The organism is Ancylobacter tetraedralis (assembly GCF_014195655.1).
Classification (GTDB): Bacteria; Pseudomonadota; Alphaproteobacteria; order Rhizobiales; family Xanthobacteraceae; genus Ancylobacter; species Ancylobacter tetraedralis.
Map to the genome: position 1 here is coordinate 328743 of NZ_JACICD010000004.1, position 12352 is coordinate 341094.

Genomic DNA, 12352 nt, shown 5'->3' on the forward strand with positions numbered 1-12352 from the left:
CGGTGGACGCGCGTGTCCACCGCGCCGATGATCCGAGCGGGCAGGGCGCCTACGGTTCGGTCGGCTCCGGGTCATGTTCCGGGGCGGCCCTGTTGCCCTCCACGCGGTCGCGATAGAGCGAGGCCCGGGCCAGCAGCATCATCGTCACCGGCGTGGTGATCGTGATGAACAGCGCGATGAGTGCTTCGTGGATCAGCAGCCGGTCCCTCAGCACGCCGAAGCACAGCATGGAGCCGATCAGGATGCAGCCGGTTCCCAGCGTGGCGCCGAGCGAGGGCGCGTGCAGCCGCGAGTAGAAATCGGGCAGCCGTACCAGCCCGACCGAGCCGATCAGCGTGATCGCCGCCCCGGCGACCACCAGCAGCGACACGAGGACGGCCGCCCAGAGCGGCAGGTCGGGTGCCTCGTTCATTCGATCACCTCGCCGCGCATGAGGAACTTGGACAGCGCGACCGTGCTGACAAAGCCCAGCATGCCGATGATCAGCGCCGCCTCGAAATAGAGCGTCACGCCGCTGCGGATGCCGATCGTGACCAGCATCAGCATGGCGTTGACGTAGAAGGTGTCGAGCCCGATGACGCGGTCCTGCGCACGCGGGCCACGCGCGAAACGCACCGCCGCCAACCCCATGGCGAAGGCGAGCAGCACCTGCGCCAGCGTCAAGGACCAGCCGAGGATGTGAGCGCTCATTCGAAGATCTCCCGCAGCAGCGTCTCGTATCGCTGCTTGATCAGGTTCGCCCATTCCCGCTCGTCGACGAGGTCGAGCACATGCAGAAGCAGCGTGCCGCGCGCGGGGTCGTAATGCACCCATTGCGTGCCGGGCGTGCAGGTCATGATGATGGCGAGCACGGCAAGCCCGTAGCGGTCGGTCAGGTCGAGCCGCAGCGTCATGAAGCCGGAATGCGTGCGCCGCTCGGTGCCGCCGAGAATAATGCGCGCCACCGCGAGATTGGAGCGGAACACGTCGATCAGCACGCGCCCGGCCAGCCGCAGGGCCGGCGGCAAGCGGCTCAGGCGCAGCCGCGCCTTTGGCGGGTCCAGCGCCACCATGGCCCAGGAGCCGCCGAAGGCGACCAGCGCGCCGAAGAGGAAGGTGCCGGGCGCGAGCGACTGGTTGAGCATCAGCCACATGACCAGCAGGGCGACGAACAGGAAAGGGTGCGGCAGCACGCGCCGGATCATCGCGGACCTCCCGCGGCGGGGCCGAGTACGTCATTGGCATAGATGGCCGGCCAGTAGAGCACCTGCGCGGTGGCCTCCATGTAGCGCATGGTCGGCCCGCCCATCACGGTCATGGCCACGCACAGGAGCAGCAGCAGCCCGATCGGGATCGCCTCGATGGCGCGCACGCGCGGAATGGCGATCTCGTCCGGCACCCACAATGTGCGAATGCCGGTGCGGGTCATGGCGATCAGCATGGCGAGGCCCGAGACCATGAGCAGGATGACCAGCGCCCAGTGCCGCGCCGGGATGGTGCCGGCCTCGTTGATCAGCGCCGAGAGCATGGCGAACTTGGCGATGAAGCCCGAGAGCGGCGGCAGGCCGGAGAGCAGTGCGGTGCAGGCGACGAAGGCGCCGCCCAGCACGGCGATGGTGGCGGGAATGGCCACGCCGATCTCGTCGTCCTCCTCCTCGATATCCTCCTCCGGGTCGCCGAACATTTCCTGCGTCACCGCCAGCACGTCGGCGCCGGCCTGGCGGCCGCGCTCGATGAGTTCGACCAGCAGAAAATAGGCGGCGATGGTGAGGGTGGAGACCGCGAGATAATAGAGCGCGCCGGAAATCACCGCGCTATTGCCGGTGCCGATGGCGGCGAGCAGCGTGCCGGACGACACCAGCACCGCATAGCCGCCGAGCCGCTGCATGGACTGGGCGGCGAGCACGCCGATGGCGCCGAAGGCGATGGTCGCCATGCCGCCGAAATACAGCCACTCGGCGCCGAAATCCTCCACCGCGCCGGCCTCGTCGCCCAGCGCCAGCAGGAACAGGCGCAGGATCACATAGATGCCGACCTTGGTCATGATGGCGAACATCGCCGCCACCGGCGCGCAGGCGGCGGCATAGGTGGTGGGCAGCCAGAAGCTGAGCGGCCACATCCCGGCCTTGACCAGGAAGGCAATGCCCAGGATCGCCGCGCCGATCTCGAACAGCACGCGCGAATCCTCCGGCAGCGTCGGCACGGTGCGGCCGAGATCGGCCATGTTGAGCGTGCCGGTGACGCCGTAGATCAGGCTCACGCCGACGAGGAAGAGCGAGGAGGCGATGAGGTTGATGGGGATATAGTGGAGCCCCGCCTTCACCCGCGCCGTGCCCGAGCCGTGCAGCACCAGCCCGTAGGAAGCGGCGAGCAGGATCTCGAAGAACACGAACAGGTTGAACAGGTCGCCGGTAAGGAAGGCGCCGTTGAGCCCCGCCAGCAGGAACAGGAACAGGGTGTAGAAGCGCGGCCCCGCGCCGTGCCAGCGCGCCAGCGCGAAGAGCAGCGACGCGTTGGCCAGCACGGCGGTGAGCAGCAGCATCAGCGCGGAGAGTCGGTCCGCCACCAGCACGATGCCGAAGGGCGGCGGCCAGTTGCCGACGGGATAGACGATGAGCGAGGACCAGCGGTCCCCATGGGGCGTGCCGGCGATGGCGACGAGCGCGATCGCCACGACGAGCAGGGTCAGCGTGGTGCCAACGCTGAGCGCGATCTTCATGCTGCGCCGGCGGTCGCTGAACAGCAGCATGAAGGCGCCGACCACGAGCGGCAGCAGGATCGGCAGGATGACGATGTGGTTGATGGGATCCATCGTCAGTCCGCCTCCCGCCCGTCGACATGGTCGGTGCCCGTGCGCCCGCGCGCCGCCAGCAGCACGACCAGCAGCAGCGCCGTCATGGCGAAGCCGATGACGATGGCGGTCAGTACCAGCGCCTGGGGCACCGGATCGGCCATCGCCGCCGGGTCGCCCGCGGTGCCCGGCTGCAGCACCGGCGGGGCGTGCAGCTTGACGCGGCCCATGCTGAAGATGAACAGGTTCACGGCATAGGAGATCAGCGAGAGGCCGATGATCACCTGATAGGTGCGCGGGCGCAGCAGCAGCCACACGCCGGAGGCGGCGAACACGCCGATGCCGATCGCGAGGATTATCTCCATTGCATCACCTCCACGTCTCGCCTCCCTCCGCCGCCTGCGACGCGCGGCTGCTTCGCAGGGACTGGTGGGCGAGCGCGATGAGGATGAGCACGGTCGCCCCGACCACCAGCGCGAACACGCCGAGGTCGAACAGCAGCGCGCTGGCCATCGGCACCTTGCCGATGAGCGGCAGTTCCAGATAGCGGAAATGCGAGGTGAGGAACGGGTAGCCGAACCACCACGAGCCGATGCCGGTGGATGCCGAGGTGATGATGCCAAGGCCCATCCAGCGTAGTGGCAGCACGCGCAGATGGTCCTCCACCCAGCGCGTTCCGCTCGCCATGTACTGCACCACGAAGGCGATAGAGAGCGTGATGCCGGCCGCGAAGCCGCCGCCCGGCAGGTCGTGGCCGCGCATGAACAGATAGACCGCGAAGGTGGCGATGACGGGGAACATCCAGTTCATCACGAGGCGGGGGATGAGCATGTAGTCCGTCACCGTGTCGCCCGGCTTGCGGTCGGGCTCGGCATCGTCATAGGCGTCCTGGATGCGCTGCTGCTCGGGGCTGCCCACGCTTTCCGGCGCGGGGCGGAAGCGGCGCAGCAGCGCGAAAACGGTGAGCGCGGCGAGGCACAGGACGACGATCTCGCCCATCGTGTCGAAGCCGCGGAAATCCACCAGGATCACGTTGACCACATTGGTGCCGCCGCCTTCCGTGTAAGCGCGCTCGACGAAGAAGCGCGAGACGCTCTCGGGCAGCGGGCGGGTCATCAGGCTGTAGGACAGGAAGGCGAGGATTCCGCCGAAGGCACTGGCAATGCCGAAATCGACATAGCGGCGGATGAGCGTGGAGAGCGGCGGGCGCGTCGGGTACACATCCTCGATCCGCTTGGGCAGCCAGCGCAGGCCCAGCAGCAGCAGAACGGTGGTGACGATCTCGACCAGCAGTTGCGTGACGGCGAGGTCGGGAGCCGACAGCCACACGAAGGTGACGCAGGTCACGAGGCCCGCCCCGCCCACCAGCACCAGAGCGGCGAAGCGGTGATACTTGGCCTGATAGGCGGCGGCCAGCGCGCAGCCCATGCCGATCAGCCACATCAGAGCGAAGCCGGGCTCGATCGGCGTGCCGGCCAGCGTGCCGTTGCCGGGCAGGCCCTGCAGCACGATCGGTGACAGCGCGGCCAGCACGGCGAGCAGCACGACGATGCGCATCTGCGGCTGCAGGCGCCGCGTGCCGAACATGACTTCCGCCCGCCGCGCCCATTGCAGCGAGATGGTGGTGAGGATCTTCTCGAAAATGCGCTGACCCTTGAGCGCGCGCACCAGCGGCGGCCCCTCGATGCCGCTGTCGAGATAGGGGCGCAGCAGGAAATAGAGCAGCACGCCGCCGGCCAGGGCGATCAGGCTCATGAACAGCGGCAGCGTGAATCCATGCCACAGCGCCAGGCTGTAATAGGGCATGTCGCTGCCGAGGATGGAGCGCATCACGGTGGCCAGCAGCGGGCCGACGGTGAGGCTCGGCACGATGCCGATGAGCAGGCAGATCAGCACCAGGAACTCGATGGGGAAGCGCATCCAGTGCGCCGGCTCGTGCGGCGTGTGCGGCAGGTCCTTGGGCGGCGGGCCGAAGAACACGCCCAGGATGAAGCGCAGCGAATAGGTGACGCTGAAGACGCCCGCCAGCGTCGCCCAGTAGGGCAGGCTGTCGTCCAGCAGCGAGCCGGTATGGTCCGCCACCGCCTCGGCGAAGAACATTTCCTTGGAAATGAAGCCGTTGAGCAGAGGCACGCCGGCCATGGCCGCGGCGGCCACCATGGCCAGCGTCGCGGTGAAGGGCATGTATTTGTACAGGCCGCTCAGTTTGCGCAGGTCGCGCGTGCCGGTCTCGTGGTCGATGATGCCCGCCGCCATGAACAGCGAGGCCTTGAAGATGGCGTGGTTCACCGTGTGGAACACGGCCGCGACCAGCGCGAGCGGGCTGCCGAGGCCGAGCAGCAGCGTGATCAGCCCGAGATGGCTGATGGTGGAATAGGCGAGAAGACCCTTCAGATCCTGCTGGAAGATCGCCGAATAGGCGCCGAGCAGCAATGTCACCAGACCGGCGGGAACGACGAGATAGAACCAGGCATCCGTGCCGGCCATGACGGGCCACAGCCGGATCAGCAGGAAGATGCCCGCCTTCACCATGGTCGCCGAGTGCAGATAGGCCGAGACCGGGGTCGGTGCCGCCATGGCGTGCGGCAGCCAGAAATGGAACGGGAACTGCGCGCTCTTGGTGAAGGCGCCGAGCAGGATCAGCACCAGCGCCACGGTATAGAGGTTGCTGTTGTCGAGCAGGTCGCGGGCGGCCAGCACCTCGTCCAGCTCATAGCTGCCGACGATGCGGCCAATCAGCAGCACGCCGACGAACAGGCACAGCCCGCCCGCCGCGGTGATGGTGAGCGCCATGCGCGCGCCGTCGCGGGCCTGCGCGGAATGGTGCCAGTAGCCGATGAGCAGGAATGAGAACAGGCTCGTCAGTTCCCAGAAGAACACGAGCTGGATCAGGTTGCCGGCGGTGACGACGCCCACCATCGAGCCCATGAAGGCCAGAAGGAAGGAGAAGAAGCGCGGAACCGGATCTTCGGCCGACATGTAGTAGCGCGCATAGAGCACCACCAGCGCGCCGATGCCGAAGATGAGCAGTGCGAACAGCCAGGAAAGCCCGTCCATGCGCAGCGTGAAATCCAGGCCGAGCGAGGGCAGCCAGTCGGCGCGCAGACGCACCGGCACATCGGTGGCGACGCTTCGATAGAGCCAGACGACGATGGCGCAGCCGATGAGCGCGACGCTCCCCGCCAGTGCGGCCGCGAGATTGCGGGCATGCGTGGGGAGGAACCCCGCCAGCAGGCTGCCCGCGAAGGGCAGGACCAGGGCCGCGAGGAGGAGAGCGTCGTTAGGCATCGGTATCGGGTTCCTCCCTGGGGCACGATCGCGGCGGATCGTGTATCGGCGGATATGGGGGCCATTTCCGGGCGGTCAGGCGGCATCACCTGAGCGGAAACAGCTCCAAAGGTGGGTTTGGGGCGGGTCTTGCGCGATTTCGCCCATTATGGTTGATTTGTTCATCTGGAGGCAAGGCTGAACTCATGGAATTGGCGCCCGAACAATGCCGCGCCGCACGCGGGCTGCTGAACTGGACACAGGAATTGCTGGCCGTGCGCGCCGGTGTGTCGCGCAGCACGGTTCGTGATTTCGAGCGCCATCGCCATGGTCTGCATCGCGGCACGGAATCGCAGATCATTCGCACCTTTCAGGAAGCGGGAATCATGCTGCTGCCGCCCGGCGAGCATGGGCCGGGCGTTCGTATCCGCTGACCCTAGCAGGCCTTTGCTGTATCCATATGGCGATCCCCGGCGCGGCCGGGCATTCACTGGCTCCACATGGCGCGCATGCGTGCGCCGATATCGATCCGTGCGGTCTCGGCCGGGCGTGGCGCGGGCGCGGCGGCTTCGGCCGGGGGCCACGCCGTGGCGGCGAAATGGCCGAGGATGCGCGGGGGAATGAAGCGGGTGCGCGCGGCATAGACGTGGCGATCGCCGCGCGCCGCCTGACCATGCGTGAAGAAGCGCTGCGGCAGCATCAGGTGCAGGCTGTCGCGCGCGCGCGTCATCGCGACATAGAGCAGGCGGCGCTCTTCCTCGATCTCGTCCCGGGTACCGACGCCGAGGTCGATCGGGATGCACCCGTCCACGGCGTTGAGCACGAACACCTTCTTCCATTCCTGCCCCTTGGCGGAATGGATGGTGGAGAGGATGAGATAGTCCTCGTCGAGATGGGGCGGGCCGGCATGGTCGCTCGTGGCGTCCGGCGGATCCAGCGTCAGTTCGGTAAGGAAGCGCGCGCGCGAGGGATAGGTGGCGGCGATCTGGGCGAGCTGCACGAGATCCGACTGCCGGCTCTGCGCATCCTCGTGAAGGCGCTCCAGCACCGGCTCGTACCATTGGCGCACGCGGTCGAGTTCGCCCGGCCAACCGGCGGGCCCACCAGTTGGCTTGGACTTCAGGTCGCGCATCAGCTCCAGGAAGCCCGGCCAGTCCTGCGCCGCGGCGCGCGGGGGCGCGAAGGCTTCCAGCGCCGGCAGCAGCGCCTCGCTCGATCCCACCGTGTCGAGCACGCGTCCGGCGGTGGCCGGGCCGAGCCCGTTGAGAAGCTTGAGCACGCGGAAGCCGGCGACGCGATCGCGCGGGTTCTCGGCGAAGCGCAGCACGCCGAGCACGTCCTTTACATGGGCGGAATCGAGGAATTTCAGGCCGCCGAACTTCACGAACGGAATGTTGCGGCGGGTCAGCTCCACCTCCAGCGGCCCCGAATGATGGGCGGCACGGAACAGCACCGCCTGTGATTTCAGCGCGATTCCTTCCTCGCGGTGCTCCAGCACGCGGGTGGCGACATAGTTCGCCTGCTCGATCTCGTCGCGCACGTTCACCAGTAGCGGGCGCTCGGTGGAGGCGCGCTCGGACCACAGGTTCTTGGCGTAGCGCTCGCTGGCGAAGTCGATCACCGCATTGGCGGCGGCGAGAATGGGCTGGGTGGAGCGATAGTTCTGCTCCAGCATGATGGTGTCCGCGCGGGGGCTGAAATGGCCCGGAAAATCCAGGATGTTGCGGATGCTGGCGGCGCGGAACGAATAGATCGACTGTGCGTCGTCCCCCACCACGGTGAGCCCGCGCCCGTCCGGCTTCAGGCCGAGGAGGATGGAGGCCTGCAGCTTGTTGGTGTCCTGATATTCGTCGATCAGCACATGGTCGAAGCGGGCGGAAATGTCGGCGGCGAGGCTCGGCTCCGCCATCATCTGCGCCCAGTAGAGCAGCAGGTCGTCGTAATCGAGCACGCCCTGCGCCTGTTTGGCCGCGACATAGGCGGCGAACAGCGCCTTCAATTCGTCGTTCCACCCCGCCACCCAGGGGAAGAAGCGGCCGATCACCTCTTCCAGCTTCTGCTCGGCATTGACCGCGCGCGAATAGATGGAAACCAGCGTGCCCTTGGCGGGAAAGCGCTTCTCGGTGCGCGAGAAGCCGAGTTCGTGGCGGACCAGGTTCATCAGGTCCGCGCTGTCTTCCCGGTCATGGATCGTGAAGCTGGCATCGAGCCCGATCTGCGGGGCATAATCGCGCAGCAGGCGCGCGCCGATGCCGTGGAAGGTGCCCGCCCAGCTCAGCCCCTCGGTCAGCACGGACGCATTGGGGCCGAGCACATGGGACGCGATGCGTGCCACGCGCCGCGTCATTTCCGCCGCCGCCCGGCGCGAGAAGGTGAGCAGCAGGATGCGGCGCGGATCGGCGCCGTTGACAATGAGATGGGCGACGCGGTGGGCGAGCGTGTTGGTCTTGCCCGATCCCGCGCCGGCGATGACCAGCAGCGGGCCGGCATCGATCGCGCCGGGCCCCTTGACGCCGTGCTCGACCGCCTGCCGCTGCTGGGGGTTCAGCTTGTCGAGATAGGCGGCGGGCTGCATCAACGAACGAATCTCTGGCGACCGGATGGAACGACAGTGAGCACGTTTCCCGTTTTGTTCGCAACCGTAGCGGAGGGAGGGCGGGCGGCGCCTCCCTCCGGCGAGGTCAGCGCTTGCGCACGAATTCGGTGCGCAGCACCAGTCCCTTGATCGCCTCGAAGCGGCAGTCGATCTCTTCCGGGTTGTCGGTGAGGCGAATGCTCCGGATCACCGTGCCCTGCTTCAGTGTCTGGCCGGCGCCCTTCACCTTGAGGTCCTTGACGAGGACCACGGAATCCCCGTCCGCCAGCACATTGCCGGAGGCGTCGCGCACCTCGACCTTTCCCGCTGCCGCGGCCTGTGCCGCAACTTCCGAGGCCGGGCGCCACTCGCCGGTGGCTTCGTCATAGACATAGTCGTCATCGCCGTCGGCCATGCGGGCCTCCGTTTGGGGTGGGCTTTTCAGCCGGAGAGCGTGGGCGGGCGGAGCGCGGGTCCCGCCCGGAGGTTGCGTCAGGGAATCAGCCGCACCGCACCCTTGGCGGCGCTGGTGGCGAAGGCGGCATAGGCCCGGAGCGCGTTGGTGACGTTGCGCTTGCGCGGGGCCGCCGGCTTCCAGCCATTGGCTTCCTGCTCCTCGCGGCGGGCGGCGAGTTCGGCATCGTCGACGGCGAGGTGGATGCGCCGGTTCGGGATGTCGATCTCGATCGTGTCGCCCTCGCGCACCAGCCCGATCGCGCCGCCCTCGGCCGCTTCCGGCGAGACATGGCCGATGGACAGGCCCGAGGAGCCGCCGGAGAAGCGCCCGTCGGTGATGAGGGCGCAGGCCTTGCCGAGCCCCTTCGACTTCAGATAGCTGGTCGGATAGAGCATTTCCTGCATGCCCGGCCCGCCGCGCGGACCCTCGTAGCGGATCAGCACGATGTCGCCCGGCTTCACCCGGTTGCCGAGAATGGCGGAGACCGCGTCGTCCTGGCTCTCGAACACGCGGGCGGTGCCGGTGAATGTCAGGATGCTCTCGTCGACGCCCGCCGTCTTCACGATGCAGCCATCCTCGGCGAGGTTGCCGTAGAGCACGGCGAGGCCACCATCGCGCGAGAAGGCATGCGCCGCGTCGCGGATCACGCCCGTCTCGCGGTTGGTGTCGACATCGTCGAAGCGGGCGGACTGGCTGAACGCGACCTGCGTCGGCACGCCGCCGGGCCCGGCGCGGAAGAATTCGTGCACCGCCGCGCTGGAGGTGCGCTTGACGTCCCAGTGGTCGAGCGCGGCGGCAAGGCTCGGCGCGTGGACCGAGCCGACCGAGGTGTCGAGGAGGCCGGCGCGGTCGAGTTCGCCCAGAATGCCCATGATTCCGCCGGCGCGGTGGACGTCTTCCATGTGCACGTCGCCGACGGCGGGCGCGACCTTGCACAGCACCGGCACGCGGCGCGACAGCCGGTCGATGTCGGCCATGGTGAAGGGCACCTCGCCCTCATGCGCGGCGGCGAGCAGGTGCAGCACCGTGTTGGTGGAGCCGCCCATGGAGATGTCCAGCGTCATCGCGTTCTCGAAGGCCGCGAAGTTCGCCACCGAACGCGGCAGGATGCTGGAATCGTCCTGCTCGTAATAGCGGCGGGCGAGGTCGACGATGGTGTGGCCGGCCTCGACGAACAGCCGCTTGCGGTCGGCATGGGTCGCCAGCGTCGAACCATTGCCGGGCAGCGAGAGGCCGAGCGCCTCGGTGAGGCAGTTCATCGAATTGGCGGTGAACATGCCCGAGCAGGAGCCGCAGGTCGGGCAGGCGGAGCGCTCGATGGCCTGCACGTCTTCTTCCGACACGCGGTCGTCGGCGGCGGCGACCATGGCGTCGACGAGATCCAGCGCCTTGGTCTTGCCGGAGGAGAGAACGACCTTGCCCGCTTCCATCGGGCCGCCGGAGACGAACACGGTCGGGATGTTGAGGCGCAGCGAGGCCATCAGCATGCCGGGAGTGATCTTGTCGCAATTGGAGATGCACACCATGGCGTCGGCGCAATGGGCGTTGACCATGTATTCCACGCTGTCGGCGATGAGTTCGCGCGAGGGCAGCGAATAGAGCATGCCGTCATGGCCCATCGCGATGCCGTCATCCACCGCGATGGTGTTGAATTCCTTGGCGACGCCGCCGGCCGCCTCGATCTCGCGCGCCACCAGTTGGCCGAGGTCCTTCAGGTGGACATGGCCAGGCACGAACTGGGTGAACGAGTTCACCACCGCGATGATGGGCTTGCCGAAGTCGCCGTCCTTCATGCCGGTGGCGCGCCAGAGGCCGCGCGCGCCGGCCATGTTGCGGCCGTGGGTGGTGGTGCGGGAGCGATAGGCCGGCATGGAATTCCTCCAAATCTTTGCCGCGCTTATGCGCCCAGAGACCGCGCGGCGCAACCGTTTCGCCCGGCCGGTCGGCACCTCGTGATCGCGGGTACGCGCGGTAGCCGCGCTCTGCCCCCGATGCCGCTTCGGCTTGCTGGCACGGCCGCGGTGGCGGTGGGCGGGCACCTCAATCGCGCAGCCAGGGCGGCAACGGGTCGCCCGCCACTTGATTTCCGTGAAGCAGGGCGTGGGCGTTTCTGGATCGATGAACGGAAACGAGGCCTGGGGGCCGTGTTGGGGGATGAACGGGGAGCGCCGGAATGACGCGGCGGCGGATGACGCCATTCCGCGCCACTCCGCCCGGCGCGCCCGACCTGCGTGCCCGTCGACGCCGACGAGGTGATGGCCGGGGATACGTGGGGGCCCGGCAGCTCCGCGCCCGTCCATCCGCGGGGTGAACCGGATGAAGTGCAGCCTTCCGCACCGCCCCCCTTAATCCGGCCTCGAAAGGCCGGCGGCGCGGAAGGCTGCCACTCCGACCTGCCGGATCAAGCGGCAGGCCATCCCGATCACGGCGACGCCGCGATCTGTTTCAGGCGGCCGACATAGGGCGCGACCAGCGTGGCATGCTGGGCACCATCGGCGCGAATGCTGCGCAGCTTGCTGCGCTGGGCTTCCCAGATAGAGGCGGCCTGCCGCTTCTCCCGTTCGGTCAGCTGCGGTGTCGCCGCCAGATGGTCGTCGAAGGCCGCGAACATCCGGTCGATATCGGCCTGCGGCACCGCGGCGAGGAAGCCGGTCAGCGTCTCGTCGAAGGCTTCCTTCCAGCTCTGCCGGTCGAAGCCCGCCGCCGCGATGCGCCGCGAGGCGTGCTCGTCGCGCTCATACCATTCGAGTGCCGCCTGCTCGTCGAAATAGACCGTGTCGCCGGTTTCCTCGTGCAGTTCTTCGAGCACCGCGACGACGCGCTCGGCCTGCCGCGTGTCGAGCGCGAGCGCGGGCGGGGCAACCATTCCCGCCAGCAGGCCGACGAGGGGAAGCGTGCGCGCCAGCCGCCGCAGAGGCCCGGAGGCGATGAAGAGACCGAACGCGCTCACACCACGGCTCCTACGCAGCGTTCCCAATCATGGGCCACCGCCTCGCGCCGCGCGGCTTCTCGCGCGGCGCACAGGGACCGTCCGGCCTCCCGAGACGGGGTCGGACGGCGGAAAAAAGGGGCCGCCCGCCGGGAGCGGCCCCTAAGTGTGGTCCAGATCAAGCGGAGAACGGCGAAACTCATGACAGTCTTCCAGCGTGCGGCGGTCGTCGGCCAAGCCGAGATCGATCGATGGCTGTGTCCAAGTGCTAGTTGAACTGGAGCCCGTTCTGCCCCCTATGATTGGAGGGGAACGGCAAGAAATTCAGCCGATCGGGCGACTTTCGCAAACCCG

The 12352-nt window shown here is 67.9% G+C and carries 11 protein-coding genes; 1 reads left to right on the forward strand and 10 read right to left on the reverse strand.

Annotated features, from left to right (window positions below; translation table 11 throughout):
- Positions 1–49: 49 nt before the first annotated feature.
- The 6 genes from mnhG to FHS55_RS12610 are packed head-to-tail and all read right to left on the reverse strand — an operon-like array spanning position 50 to position 6058.
- Positions 50–412: a monovalent cation/H(+) antiporter subunit G gene (gene mnhG / locus FHS55_RS12585; protein WP_183190096.1), complete on the reverse strand. Its 363-nt coding sequence runs from the start codon at positions 410–412 to the stop codon at positions 50–52.
- Positions 409–690 carry a K+/H+ antiporter subunit F gene (locus FHS55_RS12590; protein ID WP_183190097.1) on the reverse strand — a complete coding sequence of 94 codons (282 nt, stop codon included), beginning with the start codon at positions 688–690 and terminating at the stop codon, positions 409–411. Before FHS55_RS12590 ends, mnhG begins: the two co-directional genes overlap by 4 nt.
- A complete protein-coding gene (locus tag FHS55_RS12595) occupies positions 687–1184 on the reverse strand; it encodes a Na+/H+ antiporter subunit E (protein WP_183190098.1) in 498 nt (165 codons plus the stop codon). The genes FHS55_RS12590 and FHS55_RS12595 overlap by 4 nt, the downstream gene beginning before the upstream one ends.
- Positions 1181–2791 carry a monovalent cation/H+ antiporter subunit D gene (locus tag FHS55_RS12600; protein ID WP_183190099.1) on the reverse strand — a complete coding sequence of 537 codons (1611 nt, stop codon included), beginning with the start codon at positions 2789–2791 and terminating at the stop codon, positions 1181–1183. The genes FHS55_RS12595 and FHS55_RS12600 overlap by 4 nt, the downstream gene beginning before the upstream one ends.
- 2 nt (positions 2792–2793) lie before the next feature.
- Entirely contained in the window at positions 2794–3135 is a 342-nt protein-coding gene (locus tag FHS55_RS12605; RefSeq protein WP_183190100.1) for a Na+/H+ antiporter subunit C, read from the reverse strand.
- Positions 3136–3139: 4 nt separating this feature from the next.
- The gene (locus FHS55_RS12610; protein ID WP_183190101.1) at positions 3140–6058 is read right to left on the reverse strand and encodes a monovalent cation/H+ antiporter subunit A; all 2919 of its coding nucleotides are present in this window, start codon (positions 6056–6058) and stop codon (positions 3140–3142) included.
- 185 nt (positions 6059–6243) lie between these two features.
- Here FHS55_RS12610 and FHS55_RS12615 point away from each other — a divergent pair, with 185 nt between their 5' ends.
- A complete protein-coding gene (locus FHS55_RS12615; protein WP_183190102.1) occupies positions 6244–6471 on the forward strand; it encodes a helix-turn-helix domain-containing protein in 228 nt (75 codons plus the stop codon).
- Between the two features lie 53 nt (positions 6472–6524).
- On the opposite strand, the gene FHS55_RS12620 is transcribed toward FHS55_RS12615, so the two are convergent.
- From FHS55_RS12620 to FHS55_RS12635, 4 genes are all read right to left on the reverse strand, one after another.
- Positions 6525–8612 carry an ATP-dependent helicase gene (locus FHS55_RS12620; RefSeq protein ID WP_183190296.1) on the reverse strand — a complete coding sequence of 696 codons (2088 nt, stop codon included), beginning with the start codon at positions 8610–8612 and terminating at the stop codon, positions 6525–6527.
- Positions 8613–8718: 106 nt separating this feature from the next.
- Positions 8719–9027 (reverse strand): alkylphosphonate utilization protein, encoded by a 309-nt coding sequence (locus FHS55_RS12625; protein WP_183190103.1) that lies wholly within the window; start codon positions 9025–9027, stop codon positions 8719–8721.
- A 77-nt stretch (positions 9028–9104) separates the two neighbouring features.
- The gene (gene ilvD / locus FHS55_RS12630) at positions 9105–10940 is read right to left on the reverse strand and encodes a dihydroxy-acid dehydratase (RefSeq protein WP_183190104.1); all 1836 of its coding nucleotides are present in this window, start codon (positions 10938–10940) and stop codon (positions 9105–9107) included.
- A gap of 551 nt (positions 10941–11491) precedes the next feature.
- Positions 11492–12019: a hypothetical protein gene (locus tag FHS55_RS12635; protein ID WP_183190105.1), complete on the reverse strand. Its 528-nt coding sequence runs from the start codon at positions 12017–12019 to the stop codon at positions 11492–11494.
- Positions 12020–12352 lie beyond the last annotated feature (333 nt).